A 21,646-nucleotide genomic window follows, 5' to 3' on the forward strand; every position below is an offset into this window, starting at 1 on the left:
CTCTTTGGGCAGAACCTTTGCCCTATGTAACAAAACATCAGTAGGTGTTAGCCTACTGATGTTTTGATTTACTTTATATAAGTTTATGCACAGCTTGTATAAAAATGTCTCCTCTTTCTTCAAATGTTTTAAATTGATCCCAGCTTGCACATGCTGGTGAAAGAAGAATAACATCACCATCGGTAGAATGAGCATACGCCTTCACTACTGCATCATCTAAAGTATCGACACTTTCAATTACATCTAATCCTGCTTTTTCTGCCGCTCTTACTAATTTTGGTGCAGTTTGTCCAAATGTCACAATCGCTTTGACATGTTTAAAGTATGGAATTAAATCATCAAATTCATTACCACGATCAAGTCCACCAGCCAATAATACAATCGGTTGTGTAAATGCAGATAATGCTTTTTCTGTCGCTAGCATATTCGTCGCTTTTGAATCATTATAAAATTTACGATTATTAATCGTTGTTACATATTCTAAGCGATGTTTTACACCTGTAAAACTTTTTAACACAGCAGTAATTGCTTCATTAGAAACACCTAATAATTTAGCAATACTCATTGCTGCTAAAATATTTTCTAAATTGTGCTTACCAGGTAAAACAATATCACTTACTTTAACTACTTTTTCGCCTTTAAAATAAAGAACGTTATCTTTTATATACGCACCATCTTCAATTTCTTTCGTCGTCGAAAATAATACTTTCTTTCCTTTACTATATGCCGATAACGCCATGACATCTGCATCATCTGCGTTAATTATACTATAATCTGTTTCAGTTTGGTTTTTGAAAATATTCGCTTTCGCCAAACCATACTCTTTCTTCGTCCCGTGATAATCTAAATGCGCTTCAAATAAATTTAAAAAGGCTGCAATTTTTGGTTGGAACGATTCCACTCCCATCAATTGAAACGATGAAAGTTCCGTAACGACAACTTCATTTTCCTTCGCCAATTGTGCAACTTCACAAGCTACAGTACCTATATTCCCCGCAATAACTGGGTACTTTTGTCCTTCTTTTAACATTTCAAACGTTAACATTGTCGTTGTTGTTTTACCGTTAGATCCCGTAATCCCAACAAACGGTGCTGCTGAAATGGAATATGCTAATTCAACCTCAGTTACAATTGGAATTTGTTTTTCTTTCGCCGCCACTAAGAGTGGATTAGAATATGGAATTCCTGGATTTTTTACGACAAGTGAAATGTTTCTCTCCAGCAATTCTAATGGATGCCCACCACATACAACATCCATTCCTTCCGCTTGTAACTCAGCTGCAAGCACATTACCCGCTAATGGTTTCCCGTCATTTACAATGACGTTTGCCCCTAATTTTTTTAATAAAGTAGCTGCTGCATAACCACTTTTAGCAATACCTAATACAAGAACATTTTTATTTTGATATTCAGTTACAGTTTTCAATTACATCCACACCCCGATATAAATTCCTAGCACAGCTAATAAAAATCCTACAGACCAAAACGTTACAACAACGCGCCACTCTGACCAACCACATAATTCATAATGATGATGTAATGGACTCATTTTAAAGACACGCTTTCCTGTTGTTTTGAACGAAATAACTTGGATAATAACAGATAAAGTTTCCGCTACGAATACACCGCCAATAATAACGAGTAACAATTCTTGTTTTAACAAAATCGCTACAGCTGCGATAGCACCACCTAAAGCTAGAGAACCTGTATCCCCCATAAATACTTTCGCTGGATTCGCATTGAATACTAAAAATCCAAGTACAGCTCCTACAACTGCCATACAGAAAATCGCTACCCCAAATTGTTCTTGAGCTACAGCAATAATACTAAATGCTCCGAATGCAATAGCAGCTGTTCCTGATAATAAACCATCTAAACCATCTGTTAAATTAACCGCATTTGATCCACCAATAAGCATAAATAATACGAGAACAAAATACGCCCAGCCTAATTCAAATTTAACATCAGTTCCCGGAATCATGATATAAGTGTGAAATGCTTGCCCTTTTCCAATTAAAAAGAACGCAATAGCAATTACAAGCTGACCAATCAATTTTTGTTTTGATGTTAAACCAAGATTTCTTTTCTTTACTACTTTTATGTAGTCATCTAAAAATCCGATTAATCCGTACCCAAATGTAACTAATAATAACAATGATACTTCTGCACCTAAATTGCTAAATTTAATCGCCATAATAAGCGTAGTCACCATCATAGATACATATATGACAATACCACCCATCGTTGGTGTCCCTGATTTCTTTTGGTGTGACTTCGGTCCTTCGTCACGAATACTCTGTCCGAACTTTAATTTTCTTAAAAATGGAATAAATAATGGCGAAAGGGCAACAGAAATTAAGAATGCTACCCCAGCCGTTACTAATAAACCTTGTTCAAGCACATGTAGTCCTCCTCTCATGCTGTTACACTTCGTTGTTTAAACGCTCCGTGATTGCTTCTTTAGCAACTTCACGATCGTCAAAATGATGAACTTCTTTACCAATAATTTGATACGTTTCATGCCCTTTACCAGCAATAATAATAATATCTTCTGCTTTTACTTTCGAGATAGCGGAACGTATCGCTTCTTTTCGATCGACAATTACTTCATAATTATTCCTATTTACATCATTTACCATATCATCTAAAATAGCCTTCGGATCTTCACTTCTTGGATTATCTGATGTATAAATTGCGTGAGTTGCATATTCGGTTGCGACACTTGCCATTATTGGTCTTTTCGTTCTATCTCTATCACCACCGCAACCAACGATACAATATACATCGCCTTTTGCAAATTGTTTTGCTGTTTTTAGTACGTTCTCTAAGCTATCAGGTGTATGCGCATAGTCAACAATAACTGTGTAATTTTGTCCACCATCAACAACTTCAAAACGTCCAGGAACGCCAGCAAGCTCTTTAATTACATCAATAATTGTTTGTAAGCTCACTCCTGAAACAAGACCTGCTGCTGTAGCAGCTAACACGTTGTATACATTAAACTTACCAATTAATTTCATCGTAACATTTACAGTTTCATACGGTGTTACAAGTGTAAATGTTGTACCGCCACTCGTCATTACGATATCTCGTGCCATAATGTCGCTTGCAACATCTATACCGTATGTTACAACAGTAGCTGCTGTACTTCTCATATACTCTTCTGCTACTGGATCATCACTGTTTAATATAGCGTATTTTTCACGATTATGATGATAACTATTGCCAAGCTGTGCGAAAAGCAACCCTTTCGCATGTTTATATTCTTCCATCGTTTTATGATAGTCTAAATGATCTTGTGTTAAATTCGTAAATACTGCAACATCATAATCGCACCCGTGTACACGGCCAAGATCTAAAGCATGAGACGAAACTTCCATTACTGTGCTATCCACACCTTGTTCAACCATTTTTGAAAATGTCTGTTGAAGTGTTAGTGCATCTGGTGTTGTATTTTTCACCTCAAATGTTTCATCACCGATTTTCATATTAATCGTTCCAATTAGCCCTGTTTTATGACCATGTGCGCGCATAATTTCATCCATAATATGCGATGTTGTTGTCTTTCCATTTGTACCTGTAATACCGATTAAATGTAACTTGTGTGTTGGTTGGCCATAAAAATAATCAGCTAAAACCGCTAGCGAACGAAAAGTATTTTTCACAAGTACAACTGGAACGTCAACATCAATTGGTCTTTCCGCAACAATAGCAGCCGCTCCTTGTGCGGCTGCTTGCTTAGCAAAGTCATGGCTATCAACCGTATATCCTTTCATACATATAAATAAGCTTCCCTCTTTCACTTTACGTGAATCCGCTTCAATAGATGTTATTTCTGGATTTTCTGTTGGAACAACTGGAAAATCATGCAAACATGATACAAGTGTATGCAACTTCATTTCACTAAACCCTCTCTACATTGTTTATTTATCTCTTATTTTAGCAAGTAACACGTTACCTCCTAGTTATATAAAAATAGGAGGTAAGTGCTACTATAGTCTAATCAATAGATTTATTTATTAATGAGACACTTATCGTCTCAAATAAAGCAATTTTTCTATAAAGAACTCACTTCCACCAATTGTACCATAAAACACAATCAGTTACCTTTAATTCCCGAAGTAAATTCTAACTTTTGAACCCTCTTTTACTTTAGCTCCTGCTTCTGGTGATTGTTTAATTACTTTCCCACCATCACCACTTATATCAAGCTTCAAGTCTACAAGTTGCGTTTGTAAATCTTTCTTTTTCATACCAATTAAATTCGGAACTTCCACAGTTGGTGTATCGCCCCATTTATATTCTTTCTCAACTTGCTCTTTTCTCGGTTCCACTCCCATTACAGGAAGTGCGTCACGAAGAATATTCCCAACAATAGGTGCTGCTACAACTCCACCAAATTGAGTGACTCCTTTTGGATTATCCACTGCTACATAAACAACAATTTGCGGATCGTCAGCTGGAGCAAAACCGATAAATGATACAATATAGTTATTATCTAAATATTTTCCATCTTTCACCTTTTGAGCAGTTCCAGTTTTTCCACCTACACGATATCCATCAATATAAGCCCCTTTACCCGAACCTTTCGCTACAACATTCTCTAATGCGTAACGAACTTTCTCAGAAGTTTCCTTGGAAATAACTTCCCTTTTCGCAACAGGTGTCTTTTTGCTGACAACTTGATTATTCTTCGGATCAATAAATTCCTTCGCTATATATGGCTGATACAAAGTTCCACCATTTACAGCGGCCGCTACAGCTGCTACTTGTTGAATCGGTGTAACAGAAACACCTTGCCCAAATGAAGTCGTCGCTTGCTCGACTGGACCAACTTTATCTAAATTAAATAAAATCCCGCTACCTTCACCTTGTAAATCAATTCCGGTCTTCTGTCCAAACCCGAAATTGCGAATATATTTAAACAATCGATCTTTACCAAGACGATCACCGAGTTCAATAAATCCTGGGTTACAAGAGTTTTGAACTACTTCTAAAAACGTTTGGCTACCATGGCCTCCAGCTTTCCAACACCGCAATCTAGCTCCACCAACTTCAGCTGCCCCATCATCATAAAATGTATCTTTCTCTAAGTCTACTAAATTTTCATTCAAGGCTGCAGCTAATGTAATAATCTTAAATGTTGACCCCGGCTCATACGTACTCCATACAGGTAAGTTTCTGTTATATACTTCCGGAGAAACACTTTGGAAATCTGCTGGATCAAAACTTGGTCGACTTGACATACCTAAAATTTCACCATTTTTCGGATTCATTGCAATTGCTATCATACCGTCAGGATTATACGTTGATTCCGCAATATTCATTTCTCTTTCCATAATCCTCGTAATGCGTGAATCAATTGTTAATCCTAAATTCAAACCGGCTTCTGGTTTTTTGAAATCATCTCCAACGTTAGGCATTCTCTGTCCTTTCGCGTCTGCAAAAAATCGCACATGACCTTTATCACCATTTAGCTCTTTATCATAATATTTCTCTAGTCCCATAAGCCCTTGATTATCACTGCCCGCAAATCCTAATACGTGTGATAAAAAATTACCGAATGGATAGTACCGGATAGAATCCTCTGCAATGTACACACCCTTTAAACTTAATCCGCGTACTTCTTTCGCTTTGTCATGCGATATTTTCCTTCCGCCTTTATCAAGCCTTACAATCGATTCTTTTTTTGTAATCCGCTTATAAACATCATCTTTTTCCACACCTAATACTGCAGCTAACTTCTCTGCAGTCTCTGCTGGTTTTTCAATTTGCCTCGGCACAACAAAGACGGTCGGTGCACTTTTATTCGTAGCAAGCTCCACACCATTTCGATCTAAAATTTTCCCTCGCTCTGGTTCAAAAGTAATATTACGACTCCATGAATCCTTCGCACGATCCGTTAACATATTTCCAAGAAAAAATTGCACATATCCAAGACGAATATCGATAATGGTGAAAATGAGTATACCCGATATAAGTATAAAAATAAGTCGTTTTCTAACTGTTACATTTGATACACGCATATTGGAACAAGCCTCCCTTACGCCTAGCTTGTTCCAATATATGCTTGTACTTATTTAATTAGAACTTCTTCCCTATTACCATTATGGCTTTTCTGCTTCTTGTTGCGGTTCAAGTGGTGGTACGAGTGTTACACCTAATTCTGTACCAGGTTGCAACAATGTCCCTTCCGCCACACTTTGTTCCGTTACATATCCTGTACCAGAAGGTTTTAAGTTAAGCTTTAATGTTTTTGCTAAATTCATAACATCACGCAGTGCCCATCCCTGTATATTTGGCATTATAGGCTTATCTCCTACTAAGAAGACTCGATCACCCTTTAATGTTTGTTCAGTTGCTTTTGGCACTTGCTGCTGCACTTTACCTTCACCTAATACGATTGGACGAAGTTTTGCTTTATCAATTGTTTTTTTCGCTTCTTCCATCGTTTTTCCGGTTACATCTGGAACGACAGTTTGTTGTTCTTTCACATATTTTTTCGGGTCTTTTACTTCATTCGGCTTAATCTTTAAGTACTCTAAGCTATTTTTCGTTACATATTTAAAGATATCAGCTAAAGGTTTAGCCCCGTTTTCATCATCTTTTAATTTTGGTTGTTTAACGGCCACATACACAACAAGTTGCGGATCGTCCATCGGTGCCATACCTAAGAATGAGAATATATAATTCTCTCTTCCCGTCATATAGCCACCTTTCCCGTCAGGAATTTGTGCTGTACCTGTTTTCCCCCCGACTGAATACCCATCAACTTTATATGCAGTTCCTGTTCCTTTCGGTGATGTAACAACACGTTCTAGTAATTGCCTTACTTGTGCGGCTGTCTCTTTGGTAACAGGTTTTCCTACTTCTTCTGGTTTATGCTCTAGCTGTACTTTACCTGTTATTGGATCCACAATTTTATCAATTGTATAAGGTTTCATCATTTTACCATCATTTGCAATTGCTGTTGCAGCTTGTACAAGTTGAATTGGTGTAACTGTAGAACCTTGTCCAAATGCCGTTGTTACTTGTTGTATTTGTTGATCAAATAAAATTGTATTTGACCCTTCACCAGATAAATCAATGTTTGTTTTTTCATCTAATCCAAAACCGTGAATATATTTTCGAAAACGCTCTGGACCAAGTTTTTGATCCCCTAAAATTGCGAACGCTACGTTTGAAGATCGCTCTACCCCTTCATCAAAAGTAATAGAACCCCATCCGGCGCCGCCGTTATGATCTTTTATTTTGCGATTACCAACTTGATATGTACCAGACTGATAAAAGTCTTGCCCATTGTATACACCTTCATTAATGGCCGCCGCTAATGTGAAAATCTTCATTGTTGATCCCGGTTCAAACGCATTTGCAATGGCGTCGTTGAAGAAATATTTAATTTGACGATCATTAGGGTCATAACTAGGTTTACTAGACATCGCTAATATTTTCCCTGTCTTCGGATCCGCAACAATCCCTATTAAATTTTCTGGTTCATAATGTTTACTCGCTTCTTTCATTGCGTCTTCTAAATAACTTTGAATACGTTGGTCAAGCGTTAAATACACATTATCTCCATTTTTAGGTGCCTTTACATTCACTTTCCCACCGTCAAGAGATACTCCTTTACGGTCACCTGTATAAGCTACCTCACCATTAGAAGCACCTAAATATTTATCCAAACTCTTTTCTAAGCCAAATTGACCGACTGAGATTCCATTTTCATCAGGTTTCGCATGACCTATGACATAAGATGCAAAATCACCGTTTGGATAAACTCTCGCATTTTCGGTAATAAAAGATATTCCCGGCAATTTCAATGCTTCTATTTGTTCTTTCTTTTCTTTCGTCAAGTCTTTACCCAATGTTCCAAATTCCACTTGACTTTTGCCTTCTTTATTTAAAGTAGCTAAAATTTTATCTTCATCTTTTCCGAGTACTCCTGCGATTTTCTTTGCAGTATCCTCTTTATCCTTAACGGCGTTAGCTCCTTTTAACTCGGCTACAAGTTTATAAGAATTTGCGTCTTGCGCTAGTACATGACCATTTTGATCATAAATTGTTCCTCGATTCGCTTCGAGAACTCCTTTTTTACTATGTTTCTGCTCAGCAAGTTTTTTCAAATCATGATTGTCCACTGTTCCTGTTACTTGTATGTAAAAAAATCGGGCTAATAACAGCAAAAAGAGCAGGAGGAAAAATATCATAAAATAACCTGCTCCCTTATTGGTATGAAATTTGGTCATATTTCTCTTCATCTTTTCTTCACACCTATTTGCCTTACTTTAGGCCTTTCACGTTATTCGCATTAATTTCTAGCCCGTGTTTTTTTGCAACTTCAGCGATACGTTCATAACGACTTAACTTCTCTACTTCAGCCTGCAATTCTTGATTTTCCTTTTGTTTTTTTACAATTTGTTCTTCTATCGTCGCTGCTTCTACATTAACTTGATATAGGCCCGCTTTATTCCCAATAAAAGCTACACAGGCATATAATAAAAATCCAATAAACGTTACGTACAATAGCTTTTCAATTCTTGTAATTTTCGTTTTAACTTTTGGCTTAACCATCTGCTGTGGCGGCGCTTGAATTTGTACCTCTTCTTGCGCCTGTTGTTTATACTTTACAGCTAAATTAGTCATACCTCTCTCTCCTTTTTATCGTTTTTCAGCGATTCTCAACTTCGCAGAACGCGCTCGATTATTTTCTTCTAATTCAATGTCAGAAGGTAAAATCGGTTTCCTTGTAATAAGCTTTAATTTCGGCTTAAATTCATCCGGAATAATCGGTAGTCCCTGTGGTAATTGCGGCGTTGTGCTATTTCGCTTAAACGTCGTTTTACAAATACGATCTTCTAAAGAATGGAATGTTATAACACTAACTCTTCCACCAGGCTTGACCATATCAATTGCAGATTCCAACGCTTCTTCAAATACTTTTAATTCATCATTTACAGCAATACGAATCGCTTGAAATACTCGCTTCGCAGGATGTCCACCTGTTCTACGTGCCGGAGCTGGAATACCTTCTTTAATTAATTCCACTAATTCTCCTGTCGTTTCAATAGCCTTATTCTCGCGATAAGCTTCAATTTTCCTTGTTATTTGCTTTGAAAATTTTTCTTCTCCGTATTGGAAGAAAATTCTTACGAGTTGTTCATATGACCAGCTGTTCACAACATCATATGCTGTTAATGGGGCATCTTGATCCATCCGCATATCTAACGGTGCATCATGATGATAACTAAAGCCACGCTCTGGTGTATCTAATTGTGGGGATGAAACACCTAAATCGAATAAAATCCCGTCTACTTCTGTAATACCTAATTCATGTAGTTTTTCAGATAAATAACGGAAGTTGCTCTTCACTGTTACAAATTGTTCACCATAAGAAGAAAATTTTTCCTTCGCATTTTGAATCGCTATTTCATCTTGATCAAATGCTATTAACTTTCCACCATCTGTTAGCTGAGATAGTAAATAAGAACTATGTCCTCCTCCACCCAGTGTACAATCTACATATGTACCACTCGGTTTTATATCTAAGCCATCTACTGTTTCTTTCAAAAGTACTGTTACGTGTTTGAACATTGCTGCACCTACTCTTTTTCCAATTAATTATGTTAAATACATTTCTCACTCTACAAACACAATTTACTACTAGAGGATGAAATGCTACTAAAGAACGACTCATTTAACTTCCAACAAGGTAGTACGCTATACAAATCGCTATTTTATTTTATTATATACTAAATTTTATCATTTTTTGCGGGAATTTAAACAAAAACCTGTCGAAAAAGATAATAATCCGTTTACATTTTGTGCTATTTTGTCATATATATATACCTGATACATAGCGATTCATTACATTAACATAAGATGGATAATTCAGAAATATTTCACTTCACAGTTAATTCAACAGAATAAAAATAAAATCCTGCTCAAAAGAGCAAGATTCTATAGTTTTATTACATGATGTTTTCCATCCCACGAAAAAGATTGTTCCATTACCCGGTCAACAAAATCAAGGCCGAACTGATTTAAATAATAACAAACATTCCACACACGTTCTTGCGGTGCTCCTAATGGACGAAGCGCAAATTGTAAACGGCGGAATTTATTCAGTTGAACCTCATGTTTCTTCTCAACATTTCTTTTCAACATTTTTTCTAACAGTTCAATTTGCTCATTAATTTTCAGTTCATTTTTCCCAGCAAACTCATTTAACCCTGGATCTATTTTTTTCACGAATTGTTGTAATGATGTATGAATATCCATTATTTCTTTTTTCGCTTCTATAAATCGCTCGTCTATCGGTTCCTCTATTTGATTAGAAAGCCAATTGTCACGCAGATTATCTATATTATTTAGAAATGGATCAATTTCTTGCAAATCTAAATCATATAAATCTGTCGCTATATCTCGCTCCATATAAGTAATTGTAAGGCGCGGAACAACAGGTGGCATTTGGAAACCTGCCGTATGAAACACTTGTTGCAATTCACTCCAATAAGCTAACTCCCCTGGACCGCCAATAAACGCTAACGTAGGAAACACATATTCTTGCATAAGAGGGCGCGTTACAACATTATTACTAAAACGTTCTGGACTTCTTTCCATCTCTTCCATCAATTCTTCATACGAAAATGAATGCACTCCATCTTTTCCAATAAACTTCCCTTGATTCTCTTCAAGCAATACTCGCTCATTATCAATTTCCATAAATATATGCACTGCATTTGTCTTCGTTTCAATAATCGGTTTAAATCCTAATTCCTTAAGTACTTCCTGTTGATTACGAAGCCCTACTTGAATTTCTTTATATTTACTTATAATTTGTTGTAAAAACGGCACTTCTAATTTTCTTAATGCAGGATGATGTGAATCTACAAGAATTAAACCAGAATTTGCGAACATTTTCGTAATAAGGTGCGCAAAGAAATCTACATATGTATGCGATTTACCTAAAGCATCATCAACAAATTGTAATACATCCTTTGTAAAATTCGTTTCCGGATATGTTTTAAAAATCTCTTCGACCCATTTTCTACAGTCTTCAATAGAAAACTCAGACTCAGAAGCACTCGCCTTTTTCGGATAACGATCATGAAAAATGGTCTTTTTTATTTTTTTATTTTTCGTTACAAATGTATGATTAATTTCATCCATATCATGGTCTTCACCAGCAATCCAAAAGACAGGAACAACCCGAACCCCTAAGCTCTCTTCTTTTTCTTTTGCAAGCTGTAAAATTGAAATGATCTTATGAACTGTATAAAGCGGACCAGTTAATAACCCAGCTTGTTGTCCAGCTATAACTACATATGTATTTTCATCTTCAAGCGCTTTTATATTTTGAATTGTAAATTCTCCCGCTTGCAATTGTGTATTATATTCTAATAAATGCGTTACTAAATCTTGACGGAAAAACTCTCTCTCACGTAAATCATGTAAACGCTGTTTAAAAGCATCCTCTGTTAACAGATAATCAAAACATGACTGTATCTCTTTTTTACCGTTCATATAGTCCGCTACAACACCTTGTAGTGGAACAGAGATTTCTTTTATCTCCATATAATTCTTCCTTTCGTATCCTGTTCTCTCACCAACCCACATTGTATTCAATGTTTCACGTAAAAGCAAAGAAAAACACTTATAATTCCATTCCTTTTATTGCATTGAACAAAAATCGAAGTGTCGGAACAGATTGTTGTTGTTCCTTAGCTTCTTCTAATACATATCCAACAATCGCGTTAACTTCCGTTTGTCTATTCGCTCTTACGTCCGCTAACATAGATGAAGTATTATGGGATGTTTTTTCACATACTTGGCATACCATTTTCCATAGCATTTCCTTATCTTCTTCTTTAACAAGAAATGCAACTTCCTGAAATACTTGCTCCATCATTTGATAAAAAAGCGGGTTTGAAATTAACTCCCCGTTCTCAACCCGCAATAATGCCGTCAACGGATTAATACATACATTGACTACTAATTTATTACGCATAATCCCCTTCCAATCATCTTCTATCTGAATCGGAAAATAATCAAAAGGAAAACAATTAAATACCTTTTTAAAACAACTAGATTGACCACGCACTACACCAAACTTTGTAACACCTATTCCAGTATGACGAACTGTATGTCCATCCTCTTTTTTTGCACCATGCTCCACAATCCCGACTGCTATACGTTCATTTCCTATTTTTTGCATAACGTGAAGATGTGACATTCCATTTTGCAAAAAGATTAATGAAGATTCTCCCTGCACAAAAGGTAATATATCAGTTACATGATATTGCTTTACAGCAATAAATGTATAATCTAACTGTTTATCCAGCATACTTTCTATCGGTAAAATAGATGGAAATACCGTTTCACGTTCTCCATTCCTAATACAAGTTACACCCGTTAAGTTTAATTCTTCTGCTTGCTTATCGTTTCTTGTAAACAACGTAACATCTTGATTACTTTTTTGTAAATAAAATGTATATAGGAGACCAATAGCTCCCGGTCCAACAATTCCAATTTTCATCTTCACACAAAGAACTCATATTAACAAGTGATATAAGTTCCCTTGCCTTTCCCCCTTTATATCTTATTAAATTACAATTACATAGTTGAGGATTCAATTATCTTTTAACAAATGCAACCTCTTCTTTCACTACGTATATACTACCTATATACATAGTTCTATTCTTAGTTTAGCAAATCCTCAAAAAAATAATGAAAGAAATATTCTATCTTCTTCATAAAAATTTAAAAATGAGTTATAATATTATTATAAATATTTTAACTTTTCTGCATTCAACAAGATAAGAAAAGGACGTGATGTAATGGGATTCCCAAAAGTTGAACGCTTGCTCATCAATTATAAAACATTAGATGAATTTAAAAAATTTAAAGGGTGCGGAGCTCAAGAACTATCCATGTTGGAAGAATTACAAGCAAACATTATTGAAAATGATAGTGAGTCTCCATTTTACGGTATCTATTATGGAGGATCGCTAATCGCACGTATGAGTCTATATATGAAAAGGAACGGCGGGGAACCATTTGAAATTACAGGTACTTACCTAGAACTTTATAAACTTGAAGTATTGCCGACTTTTCAAAAACAAGGATTCGGACAAATGCTTGTTAATTATGCGAAACAACTACAATTCCCAATTAAAACGATAGCACGTATCCAATCATCTGGTTTTTGGGATAAATTAAGTTTCCAGCCAGTATCAGTAACTGATGGTGATTTTTATATTTGGCATCCAGAAACAAATTCGAATGCGATTACAAACGAAGAATCTGCATAAGAAACAAAAAAAACAGCTGTTACGCAGCTGTTTTTATTTCTTTAATTTTTCTAATTCTCCATTCGAGCGAGCGCCATTTCTTTCCGCTACCATTACACTTCTTTTTTGATCGATATAATCAAGTAATGTTCTATATTCTTCCTCATATACTGATAATCGCTCCAGAAGACGTTCTTTCTCTGTTTGTAACGATTCAATTTGTTGTTGCAACACCATTAAAGAGCTTTCATCTTTATAATTTCGCAAGAATTCAATAACATCATTCAATGTAATTGATGTAGGCTCTAATACCTTTGTCTCTTTCACTTCATAATTTTCTACTTTACGAAGTTGCTTTGCTTCTTCAATACGTTCTTTGTATTGCTTTCTAACATAAGAATTCCACCTAAATCCACATGCTGCTGGTGTGCGAGACAAATGTCTCCCCACTTCTTTAAAGGCAGAAAGTTGCGTTCCACCTTCTTGAATATGCCGGAGTACTACTTCTGCCAGAAGCAAATCTTCATCATCAGTCCAAGCATCTTGTCTTGTTGTCGCCATCTCTCTAGTCCTCCCTATGCATTTTTTATTAAGCATATGCAGTTACTAGAAAAGATAGAATACAACAAATAAAGAATAAGACAAAAAAAAAATAAACGTAGAAGATATCTTCTACGTTTATTTTCCCGCAATTACTTGCTGATTACTTCTTTACCTTTGTAAGTACCGCATGCTTTACATACACGGTGAGCTAATTTCGCTTCACCACAGCTTGGGCACTCTACCATACCAGGTACTGATAATTTGAAATGCGTACGACGCTTTCTTTTTACTGTTTTAGAAGTTCTTCTAAAAGGTACAGCCATTCTTCCCACCTCCTTAAAAGAAATAGTTATTTTCATATGAAGGCCTAAACCAGTCTTCCGATTATTTGTCAAAAAACTTTGCAAGTCCTGCTAATCGTGGATCAACAGTCTTTTCTTTGTTTTCTTCCGAAATCACTTGCCAGTCTTGACCTTGCATCGGTGCTCCACCAGAAACATCATCACTGAAAATTTGCATTGGAATCTCCAAAAGTATATTTTCCTTGATTACGGGCAGTAAGTCAAGTACTTCTCCTTCTAAACAATGAATTTCAGCTTCTGTTTCAAATTCTTCTTCCGAAGTTTGGAACACCTCAGTTGTTTTAATGTCAAATGGTAATGTCACATCTACTAAAGAGCGAGAACATGGTAAAACCATGCTTCCAGTTATATGTAGATGAAACGTAAACTTACCGGAGCCAAAATCAACTCTTCCTGTTACATGAGCAGGATTAATTTCACGAATATCTTTCTCGACCTCTTTTAGCTCACTTACATCTACCATTTCATTTAATGTCAATCCTTTATTTCTCAATTTATTCAATTGATGGATGGACCATTTCATATCATATCACCTCAAGGCAACAAACAAAATTATAGCTAGCCATTTTATATTTGTCAATGTTTTTTCTTTACACTATAATGAAGTCATCATAGGAAATAATATATAGACTATCACGTTTTCCAAAAAGATGCTACATCGAAAGGAGAGATTACCATAAAATCCAGTGGTATTGTTGTTGAATATAACCCTTTTCATAACGGTCATGCTTATCATGTGCAACAAACAAAAAAGTTAACACAGTCTGATATTATTATCGCCGTTATGAGTGGTCCTTTTTTGCAGCGTGGTGAGCCCGCACTCATCTCCAAATGGTATCGTACTAAAATGGCCTTAACAAACGGCGTAGACCTTGTTGTAGAGCTTCCATATGCATTCGCAACACAAAAGGCCGAAACTTTCGCAAATGGCGCAATTTCGATTTTAAACGCCCTTGGTGTTTCTGAAATTTGTTTCGGTAGTGAAGATGGACAAGCTGAAAATTTCTACAATACCATCGCTATACAAAAAAATGAAGAAGAGACTTTTAATCGTCTTGTGAAGCAATTTATGAATGCAGGTAATAGTTATGCAAAAGCTACATCTGAAGCCTTTCTACACATCTTACCATCCGAAAAAAACGTAGATATGTCACAACCAAATAACATTTTAGGCTTACAGTACATTAAAGCAATTCTCTTACAAAACAGTTCGATGCAAGCACAAACTATAAAAAGATTCGCCTCTCATTATCATGATGAAACATTTCACGATCAACATATTGCAAGTGCAACAAGTATTCGCAAACAGCTATTTAATGAAAACAGTTCCTCTACAACTATTGAGCCTTTTATCCCGAAAATGACTGCTTCTCTTTTAGAAAACTACAAGCAAAACTACGGGACGTTACATAACTGGGAAAAATACTTTTCATTTTTTAAATACAAACTTATGACGATGTCTTCAGAGGACTTACAGCATATATATGAAATGGAAGAAGGTTTAGAGCATCGTATTTTATCAAAAATACAAAACAGTTCATCTTTCTATTCATTCATGGAAGCATTAAAAACAAAACGTTATACATGGACTAGATTGCAAAGAGCTTGTACACATATTTTAACAAATACAACGAAGGAAGAAATACACAAAGCAAATATAGAGCAACATGCGCCGTATATCCGTCTTCTCGGAATGTCACAAAAAGGACAAACTTATCTTTCTAGAAATAAGAAAAAAATAGAACTCCCAATCCTTACTCATACAAAAACATTCGAACATCCAACTTTAGACATAGAACGAAAATCAAATGCTGTATATTTCTCCATAATGCAAGAACCTTTGCGGACACAACTGCTAAAACAAGACGCAACGCATCACCCAATTCGTTATGATGAAATAATGAAAAAATTCCTATAAGAAAAACCTCTCTTCTTCAGAGAGGTTTACTTTGTTTTACCCATTTTTTCTAAATACGTTAATGCATCATCCAGTGTGTCCACCGGTACAATTTTCATCTTTGTTTTAATATCTTTCGCAGCTTCAAGAGCATCTTTATAATTCGATTTCTCTACACCTTTTTCATTTGGCGCAAAAAACACTTCAGCTCCCGCATCACTAGCAGCTACTACTTTTTGCTGAATACCACCAATTGGACCAATTTCTCCTTTATCATTGATTGTACCTGTTCCAGCTATTTCATGTCCGTTTGTTAAATCTTCTTCAACGAGCTGATTATAAATTTCTAGTGTAAACATTAACCCTGCTGACGGGCCTCCTATTTCATGGGAATCAATTTTCACTTTCGGATCTACTACTAACTCTCTTTCCGTAACGATAGAGACCCCTATACCGACGCGTCCATTCCCATTAGGGATCGTCTTTACATTTAAATTTTCTTTAAACTGTTTTCCGCCCCGCTTGTATTCAATATTTACTGTGTCCCCTTCTTTTTTCCCTGTCATATACTCAATAAATTGTTCCGTCTTGTCGAATGTTTTTCCATCGACAGCTATAATAACATCTCCAAGCTTAAGCTTTCCTTCTGACGGCATACCCTTTGCTACACCAGCAACTAGTACACCTTTATTTTCAAAAGAAACAGAGCGATTTGCACGTTTATAAGCATTATAGATCGCTGCATTTTGCGAATCTTTCATTGCATAATTTTGGCGAAATTGATATTCTTCATCACTCTCGCCTTTTTGCAATATTTCTTCCGCCTTTGAAACGTGTGTATATTTATTAAATTGCGCGGCTATTAAGTTCACCACATTGGCAGGTCCCATTGAGACAGTGACAAGCATGAAATCACCAGACTCTTTCGTTCCACCATCTACTTGAACGTATGGCGCTAATTTCGCCGCCATACCTGGTTTTGTCACATAATACGGCAAACGCACATAAACAAGTAGCATCGCCAATATAACCCCTATTAAAATTGCATATATAAACCGAAAACGCTTAAACATTATGTTTCTCCTTCCACTGCTCAATTAGTAAATAAATGTTTGAAATGTGTTTTTCTGCTTCCACTTCTCCGACCCGAATGATATCTTCAATATGTGTAAAAGCACGCGAACTAAATTGTTCTACTGCTGGCCGCATCATTAAATCTGATGCTATTTGCCGATTCATCACGAGTTCATGTTGCATAATTTCAATACTTTGCATAATCACATCATAAATCGATGTAACCTCTCCATTCACCTTAATTGGAGATACATCAACAGCAATAACAATATCAGCCCCTAAATCTTTTACAACCGATACGGGAATACGGTCAATTACCCCTCCATCCACTAATAAGCGCCCATCTATTTTCTCTGGAACAAACACCCCCGGCACAGATATACTAGCTCGAACCGCCTCCGCAATCGGACCGCTTGTAAAAACAACTTTTTCCCCCTTCAAAATGTCAGTAGCCACAACAGCCGTCGGGATATCTAACTCTTCTAAATTTTTATTATATGTAAACATTTTAATCATATCTTTGATACGTTTTCCAGCAATAAATCCCATTTTAGGAACTGTAAAATCCAAATAATATTTCCTTTTAAAAACAGCGGCCAATCTATACAGTCTTTCAACGTTACAACTCGCTGCATAAAATGTACCAATTAATGCCCCTATACTACTACCTGCTATCATGTGAATAGGGATGCCAGCTTCCCTCAACACTTTTATTACCCCTATGTGAGCAAAACCTTTTGCACCTCCGGATCCAAGCGCTAAACCGATTTTTGGTTCCTTCATTTTTCTCACCCTTTAATTTTTTTCATTCCTTTTTCATACTTATGGTCTAAATTCACCACATATCCACGTATACTGAAATGAACGTTTTTGGGACAAAGGGGGATTTTCTTACATGTACGAAAAATGGAAAACTGCTTTTCTTACCATATCAATGTTGTTTTTAACCTTTTCTCTTGTACTTCACCCCCAAGATGCTTTGCAAGCTTCAATTCGCGGGTTAAATATATGGTGGGAAGTTGTATTCCCTTCACTACTACCGTTTTTCATCATTGCGGAACTTCTAATCAGTATTGGTATTGTAAAATTTATCGGTGTTATATTAGAACCACTAATGCGTCCACTGTTTCGTGTTCCAGGGGTAGGCGGATTTGTTTGGGCAATGGGAATGGCTTCAGGATTCCCCGCTGGCGCCAAATTAAGCGCTAGACTACGCAAGAGCAATCAACTAACACAAATTGAAGCGGAACGACTCGTATCTTTCACAAATTCTTCTAATCCACTTTTTATTTTCGGAGCGGTTTCTATTGGTTTTTTCAATAATCCGAAATTAGGACTCGTATTAGCAGCAGCACATTATATAAGTAACTTTATCGTCGGATTACTTATGCGCTTTTATGGTAATAACGATACTTACATAAAAGACAAACATACGAATCAAAAGCGTGCCTTTCAAAACCCTTTTTCCATCCTCCACCAAACACGTATGCAAGAAAAAAGACCAATCGGAAAACTACTCGGTGACGCTATCGTTTCTTCTATTCAAACATTGCTCATGATTGGTGGGTTTATTATTTTATTCTCTGTTTTAAATAAAATGATTACTGTTTTCAAAATTACAGAAGCGCTTTCTTTTATTATGCAACATATTTTATCATTCTTCCAACTTACATCCCAATTTAGTATTCCGATATTATCCGGTATTTTTGAAATGACGCTTGGAAGCCAAATGATTAGTCAAATTAATGAATCAACACTTCTTCAACAAGCGATGGTAACAAGCTTCATTTTAGCATTTAGCGGTCTTTCTATTCAGGCACAAGTAGCAAGCATATTAGCGGAGACAGATATCCGCTTTAAACCATATTTTTTAGCTCGAATTATCCAAAGTATTCTCGCTCCTATTTTCACTTTTATATTTTGGGGACCATTTTATGAAAAAGTTCATTCTTTCTCGCCTACGCAAGAAGATCTTCCCGTATTTTTATTGAATCATTCTTATACACTAACTGATATTTGGACATCATTTATACACTACGGACCAATCTTCACCTTATTTTGTTTATATTTGTATGTCATCTTATTGTTTTTACGCATTCATAAAGAAAAACCCCGTTCACTTTAACGGGGTTTTAAACTTTTCTTTTAAAGCACGCTCTACAATCGGAGGAACAAGGTCTACTACACTCCCACCATATCTCGCAACTTCTTTCACAATACTTGAACTTAAAAATGAATATTGATTATTTGTCATAATGAAGAAAGTTTCGATATTTTCGTCTAATTTTCGATTCATTGAAGTAATTTGCATCTCATATTCAAAATCAGAAACTGCTCGCAAACCACGTAATATTGCATTTGCATTACGCATTTTTGCATATTCCACCAATAATCCACTATGTGAATCAACTTTTACATTCGGAATATCCTTTGTCGCCTCTCGAATTAACTCTAGGCGTTCTTCTACCGAAAAGAATGGTTTTTTTGATGAATTGTTTAAAACAACTACATATACTTCATCAAATACTTTTGCTCCCCTTTTAATAATATCCAAATGTCCAAGGGTAATTGGATCAAAACTCCCTGAAGAAATAGCTATACTTGTCATTCTGTCCCCTCACCTTCATACTTATAAATCGAAATTGCTGTAATCCCGTAGTTTTCTGCCCGTACTTTTACAAGCTCTCCTATAGAATCAGGTAAAACCACGTCATCCCCATGCTCTGCCATAATGATGCCATCTTTATTTAACAATCCATGTTGATCCATTACACTAACTAAAGACACAATTTTTTGAGCTTTATATGGAGGGTCTATTAGTATAAGATCGAATGATATTTCACGCTTTATAAGCGCCTTTACCGCACGCTCTGCATCATTTCGGTACACTTCAGCTTGTTCTTGTAGTCTACAGCTTTCTAAATTTTGATGAATGACTTTTATCGCTTTACTATCTCGGTCAACAAAAATCGCTTTATCAATCCCTCTACTTATGGCCTCAATTCCAAGACCACCGCTACCACCAAATAAATCAAGAGCGATACCACCATCATAATAAGGACCTATCATATTAAAAATAGATTCTTTCACTTTATCTGTCGTTGGACGCGTTGTATTACCAGGTACCGCTTTAAGTGGGTGCCCTTTACATTTTCCTGAAACTACTCTCATCTGTTGTCACTACCTTTATTTCAATCTATAGAGCGATTACAGCAAATTCATTTCAATTCGGTAACCGCTACCGATTCATACTATTTCATACATTTTTTCATTAATCTGTTATTTAACTAATTGAAAACCTCAGTTAAAATAATCGCTCGCTATTTCTTTCATATCCATTTCACTATTTGCAAGCAACAACCCTCTATGTACATCAGTTCCACTTTACCTTTTTTATCCTATCATAAAATAAAAAAAAGAAAAATAAAAAGCCTAACATAAATTTTAATTTCATTATGTATATCTTCATTTTAGATTGGACATAAATAAATATAACAACATCATTTTCGATGTTGTTGCCAACCGCGGAGAAGACTTACGTTTCCCCATAAGTTCTTCCTCCGGTTTCTCCTCTCCCTTTGCCTTCTTACTAGTAGTACATACTAGTATTAGAAGGGCCCTGCTTTGCAGGGTTTTTTTATTTGTCTACTTTTCATTTAAAAAGTCAGGTGGTACAGTAAAAGAAAGAGGAGGAAAAAATATGATTCAACGCTTTATAGAACTCGGAGAAGGCTACTCTGACTTATATGAATTACTTGAAATTGCCAAAACAAACCAAGAACGTGTAACACATATGTTACAATTCGAAACTGTAAAAAACGAAAAAAAAGTGTGTTCACTTGTTGTAATACTAAAACCGACAACTACTGGTGATTTCCAACCATTATACATATGTCGTGAAGGCATTCCTGTACTTGAAAATAAAAAAAGTAAACGTGTCGTTTTATTTGAAGAAATGGCGGAACAAATAGGGAAAAAAGTTACTCCCTTTACTGTAAAACCATCAACAACTTTCCCTGAAAAAGAACTATTTTTTAATCATCTAATTGGTATTTTACGAATGAACAATTTCATTCCTCCAATGAAATAACACGTTATTTCAAGTAAAAAAATCCCCTGCTAAATTTAGCAGGGGATTTTTTTACTTAGCTATAATCGTATTCTTTTGCCCGATCAGGACGCGAATTTTCGAATTCCGTTTTTAAAAATGGGCGATACGACTGTTCTACTTTTTTTACAAAAGGAAGTTTATTCAATTTTTGCATCATATGCTCAATTTGTTCCATATCACAATATACAACGGCATATTTCAAACGTTTTGATATGTAATGAATGTTACCATATTTCCTTAAAATCTTGGCATGTTTCAATGAATGTAAATAAACAATCATACTTTGTCGTTGCCCGAACATAATCTTCTCCATCTTCTCCTTTTAAAAACTTATATTCTTATATTTTATGAAAACCAATCAAAAATTTAT

General features: G+C 35.8%; 21 protein-coding genes. 4 read left to right on the top strand and 17 right to left on the bottom strand.

What is annotated here, in order from left to right:
- Nucleotides 1-73: 73 nt before the first annotated feature.
- The 9 genes from murD to panE all read right to left on the bottom strand — a co-directional run bounded on the left by murD (nt 74) and on the right by panE (nt 12,541).
- Nucleotides 74-1,426, bottom strand: a complete 1,353-nt coding sequence (gene murD, locus ABH955_RS08525) for a UDP-N-acetylmuramoyl-L-alanine--D-glutamate ligase (protein WP_404491039.1) — start codon at nt 1,424-1,426, stop codon at nt 74-76.
- On the bottom strand, nt 1,427-2,401 hold the full coding sequence (mraY, locus tag ABH955_RS08530; RefSeq protein WP_404491040.1) for a phospho-N-acetylmuramoyl-pentapeptide-transferase: 975 nt from the start codon (nt 2,399-2,401) through the stop codon (nt 1,427-1,429).
- Nucleotides 2,402-2,423: 22 nt separating this feature from the next.
- Nucleotides 2,424-3,899, bottom strand: coding sequence for a UDP-N-acetylmuramoyl-L-alanyl-D-glutamate--2,6-diaminopimelate ligase (locus ABH955_RS08535; RefSeq protein WP_404444975.1), 1,476 nt, complete (start codon nt 3,897-3,899; stop codon nt 2,424-2,426).
- 210 nt (nt 3,900-4,109) lie between these two features.
- Nucleotides 4,110-6,026, bottom strand: a complete 1,917-nt coding sequence (locus tag ABH955_RS08540) for a stage V sporulation protein D (RefSeq protein ID WP_002014741.1) — start codon at nt 6,024-6,026, stop codon at nt 4,110-4,112.
- Nucleotides 6,027-6,107: 81 nt separating this feature from the next.
- Entirely contained in the window at nt 6,108-8,258 is a 2,151-nt protein-coding gene (locus ABH955_RS08545) for a penicillin-binding protein (protein WP_483862308.1), read from the bottom strand.
- Nucleotides 8,259-8,280: 22 nt separating this feature from the next.
- A complete protein-coding gene (ftsL, locus tag ABH955_RS08550) occupies nt 8,281-8,643 on the bottom strand; it encodes a cell division protein FtsL (protein ID WP_002014745.1) in 363 nt (120 codons plus the stop codon).
- 15 nt (nt 8,644-8,658) lie between these two features.
- Nucleotides 8,659-9,591: a 16S rRNA (cytosine(1402)-N(4))-methyltransferase RsmH gene (gene rsmH, locus ABH955_RS08555; protein ID WP_002014746.1), complete on the bottom strand. Its 933-nt coding sequence runs from the start codon at nt 9,589-9,591 to the stop codon at nt 8,659-8,661.
- Between the two features lie 366 nt (nt 9,592-9,957).
- The gene (bshC, locus tag ABH955_RS08560) at nt 9,958-11,574 is read right to left on the bottom strand and encodes a bacillithiol biosynthesis cysteine-adding enzyme BshC (protein WP_002128861.1); all 1,617 of its coding nucleotides are present in this window, start codon (nt 11,572-11,574) and stop codon (nt 9,958-9,960) included.
- 79 nt (nt 11,575-11,653) lie between these two features.
- Nucleotides 11,654-12,541, bottom strand: a complete 888-nt coding sequence (gene panE, locus ABH955_RS08565) for a 2-dehydropantoate 2-reductase (protein ID WP_002128863.1) — start codon at nt 12,539-12,541, stop codon at nt 11,654-11,656.
- 295 nt (nt 12,542-12,836) lie between these two features.
- On the opposite strand from panE, the gene ABH955_RS08570 reads away from it, so the two are divergent.
- Nucleotides 12,837-13,310: an N-acetyltransferase gene (locus ABH955_RS08570; protein WP_002014751.1), complete on the top strand. Its 474-nt coding sequence runs from the start codon at nt 12,837-12,839 to the stop codon at nt 13,308-13,310.
- A 33-nt stretch (nt 13,311-13,343) separates the two neighbouring features.
- On the opposite strand, the gene ABH955_RS08575 is transcribed toward ABH955_RS08570, so the two are convergent.
- The 3 genes from ABH955_RS08575 to ABH955_RS08585 form a co-directional block, all read right to left on the bottom strand.
- Nucleotides 13,344-13,850, bottom strand: coding sequence for an RsfA family transcriptional regulator (locus ABH955_RS08575; RefSeq protein WP_002066865.1), 507 nt, complete (start codon nt 13,848-13,850; stop codon nt 13,344-13,346).
- A gap of 131 nt (nt 13,851-13,981) precedes the next feature.
- A complete protein-coding gene (rpmF, locus tag ABH955_RS08580) occupies nt 13,982-14,155 on the bottom strand; it encodes a 50S ribosomal protein L32 (protein WP_001984764.1) in 174 nt (57 codons plus the stop codon).
- 61 nt (nt 14,156-14,216) lie between these two features.
- The gene (locus ABH955_RS08585) at nt 14,217-14,717 is read right to left on the bottom strand and encodes a YceD family protein (RefSeq protein WP_002014753.1); all 501 of its coding nucleotides are present in this window, start codon (nt 14,715-14,717) and stop codon (nt 14,217-14,219) included.
- 153 nt (nt 14,718-14,870) lie between these two features.
- Between ABH955_RS08585 and ABH955_RS08590 the strand changes: the two genes are divergently transcribed.
- On the top strand, nt 14,871-16,112 hold the full coding sequence (locus ABH955_RS08590) for a nucleotidyltransferase (RefSeq protein WP_204354038.1): 1,242 nt from the start codon (nt 14,871-14,873) through the stop codon (nt 16,110-16,112).
- A 26-nt stretch (nt 16,113-16,138) separates the two neighbouring features.
- On the opposite strand, the gene ABH955_RS08595 is transcribed toward ABH955_RS08590, so the two are convergent.
- Together ABH955_RS08595 and ABH955_RS08600 are read right to left on the bottom strand one after the other, a co-directional pair.
- A complete protein-coding gene (locus ABH955_RS08595; protein ID WP_113937191.1) occupies nt 16,139-17,164 on the bottom strand; it encodes a SepM family pheromone-processing serine protease in 1,026 nt (341 codons plus the stop codon).
- Nucleotides 17,157-17,948, bottom strand: a complete 792-nt coding sequence (locus ABH955_RS08600; RefSeq protein WP_193662334.1) for a patatin-like phospholipase family protein — start codon at nt 17,946-17,948, stop codon at nt 17,157-17,159. Before ABH955_RS08600 ends, ABH955_RS08595 begins: the two co-directional genes overlap by 8 nt.
- A 112-nt stretch (nt 17,949-18,060) precedes the next feature.
- On the opposite strand from ABH955_RS08600, the gene ylbJ reads away from it, so the two are divergent.
- Complete coding sequence (gene ylbJ, locus ABH955_RS08605) at nt 18,061-19,290, top strand: sporulation integral membrane protein YlbJ (protein ID WP_002033736.1); 1,230 nt, start codon at nt 18,061-18,063, stop codon at nt 19,288-19,290.
- Here the strand turns inward: ylbJ and coaD are convergent.
- The gene (gene coaD / locus ABH955_RS08610; protein WP_002128865.1) at nt 19,282-19,773 is read right to left on the bottom strand and encodes a pantetheine-phosphate adenylyltransferase; all 492 of its coding nucleotides are present in this window, start codon (nt 19,771-19,773) and stop codon (nt 19,282-19,284) included. The genes ylbJ and coaD overlap by 9 nt on opposite strands.
- Nucleotides 19,770-20,336, bottom strand: a complete 567-nt coding sequence (gene rsmD, locus ABH955_RS08615; RefSeq protein ID WP_001266992.1) for a 16S rRNA (guanine(966)-N(2))-methyltransferase RsmD — start codon at nt 20,334-20,336, stop codon at nt 19,770-19,772. Before rsmD ends, coaD begins: the two co-directional genes overlap by 4 nt.
- Before the next feature lie 529 nt (nt 20,337-20,865).
- Between rsmD and ABH955_RS08620 the strand changes: the two genes are divergently transcribed.
- Nucleotides 20,866-21,255 carry a DUF7147 family protein gene (locus ABH955_RS08620; RefSeq protein WP_002014762.1) on the top strand — a complete coding sequence of 130 codons (390 nt, stop codon included), beginning with the start codon at nt 20,866-20,868 and terminating at the stop codon, nt 21,253-21,255.
- Nucleotides 21,256-21,310: 55 nt separating this feature from the next.
- On the opposite strand, the gene ABH955_RS08625 is transcribed toward ABH955_RS08620, so the two are convergent.
- A complete protein-coding gene (locus tag ABH955_RS08625) occupies nt 21,311-21,577 on the bottom strand; it encodes a YlbG family protein (protein WP_002088292.1) in 267 nt (88 codons plus the stop codon).
- Nucleotides 21,578-21,646 lie beyond the last annotated feature (69 nt).

Origin of the sequence: Bacillus sp. RC240, assembly GCF_044907945.1 — a bacterium.
Classification (GTDB): Bacteria; Bacillota; Bacilli; order Bacillales; family Bacillaceae_G; genus Bacillus_A; species Bacillus_A mycoides.

Bases quoted from the DNA above. Each gene is read 5' to 3' on its own strand.
- coaD (WP_002128865.1), bottom strand. From the start codon at position 19,773: ATGACAAGTATAGCTATTTCTTCAGGGAGTTTTGATCCAATTACCCTT.
- ABH955_RS08545 (WP_483862308.1), bottom strand. From the start codon at position 8,258: ATGAAGAGAAATATGACCAAATTTCATACCAATAAGGGAGCAGGTTAT.
- ABH955_RS08595 (WP_113937191.1), bottom strand. From the start codon at position 17,164: ATGTTTAAGCGTTTTCGGTTTATATATGCAATTTTAATAGGGGTTATA.
- ABH955_RS08585 (WP_002014753.1), bottom strand. From the start codon at position 14,717: ATGAAATGGTCCATCCATCAATTGAATAAATTGAGAAATAAAGGATTG.
- ABH955_RS08575 (WP_002066865.1), bottom strand. From the start codon at position 13,850: ATGGCGACAACAAGACAAGATGCTTGGACTGATGATGAAGATTTGCTT.
- ABH955_RS08620 (WP_002014762.1), top strand. From the start codon at position 20,866: ATGATTCAACGCTTTATAGAACTCGGAGAAGGCTACTCTGACTTATAT.
- ABH955_RS08540 (WP_002014741.1), bottom strand. From the start codon at position 6,026: ATGCGTGTATCAAATGTAACAGTTAGAAAACGACTTATTTTTATACTT.
- ABH955_RS08600 (WP_193662334.1), bottom strand. From the start codon at position 17,948: ATGAAGGAACCAAAAATCGGTTTAGCGCTTGGATCCGGAGGTGCAAAA.
- ylbJ (WP_002033736.1), top strand. From the start codon at position 18,061: ATGTACGAAAAATGGAAAACTGCTTTTCTTACCATATCAATGTTGTTT.
- ABH955_RS08535 (WP_404444975.1), bottom strand. From the start codon at position 3,899: ATGAAGTTGCATACACTTGTATCATGTTTGCATGATTTTCCAGTTGTT.
- ABH955_RS08625 (WP_002088292.1), bottom strand. From the start codon at position 21,577: ATGTTCGGGCAACGACAAAGTATGATTGTTTATTTACATTCATTGAAA.
- bshC (WP_002128861.1), bottom strand. From the start codon at position 11,574: ATGGAGATAAAAGAAATCTCTGTTCCACTACAAGGTGTTGTAGCGGAC.
- rpmF (WP_001984764.1), bottom strand. From the start codon at position 14,155: ATGGCTGTACCTTTTAGAAGAACTTCTAAAACAGTAAAAAGAAAGCGT.
- ftsL (WP_002014745.1), bottom strand. From the start codon at position 8,643: ATGACTAATTTAGCTGTAAAGTATAAACAACAGGCGCAAGAAGAGGTA.
- rsmD (WP_001266992.1), bottom strand. From the start codon at position 20,336: ATGAGAGTAGTTTCAGGAAAATGTAAAGGGCACCCACTTAAAGCGGTA.
- rsmH (WP_002014746.1), bottom strand. From the start codon at position 9,591: ATGTTCAAACACGTAACAGTACTTTTGAAAGAAACAGTAGATGGCTTA.
- ABH955_RS08570 (WP_002014751.1), top strand. From the start codon at position 12,837: ATGGGATTCCCAAAAGTTGAACGCTTGCTCATCAATTATAAAACATTA.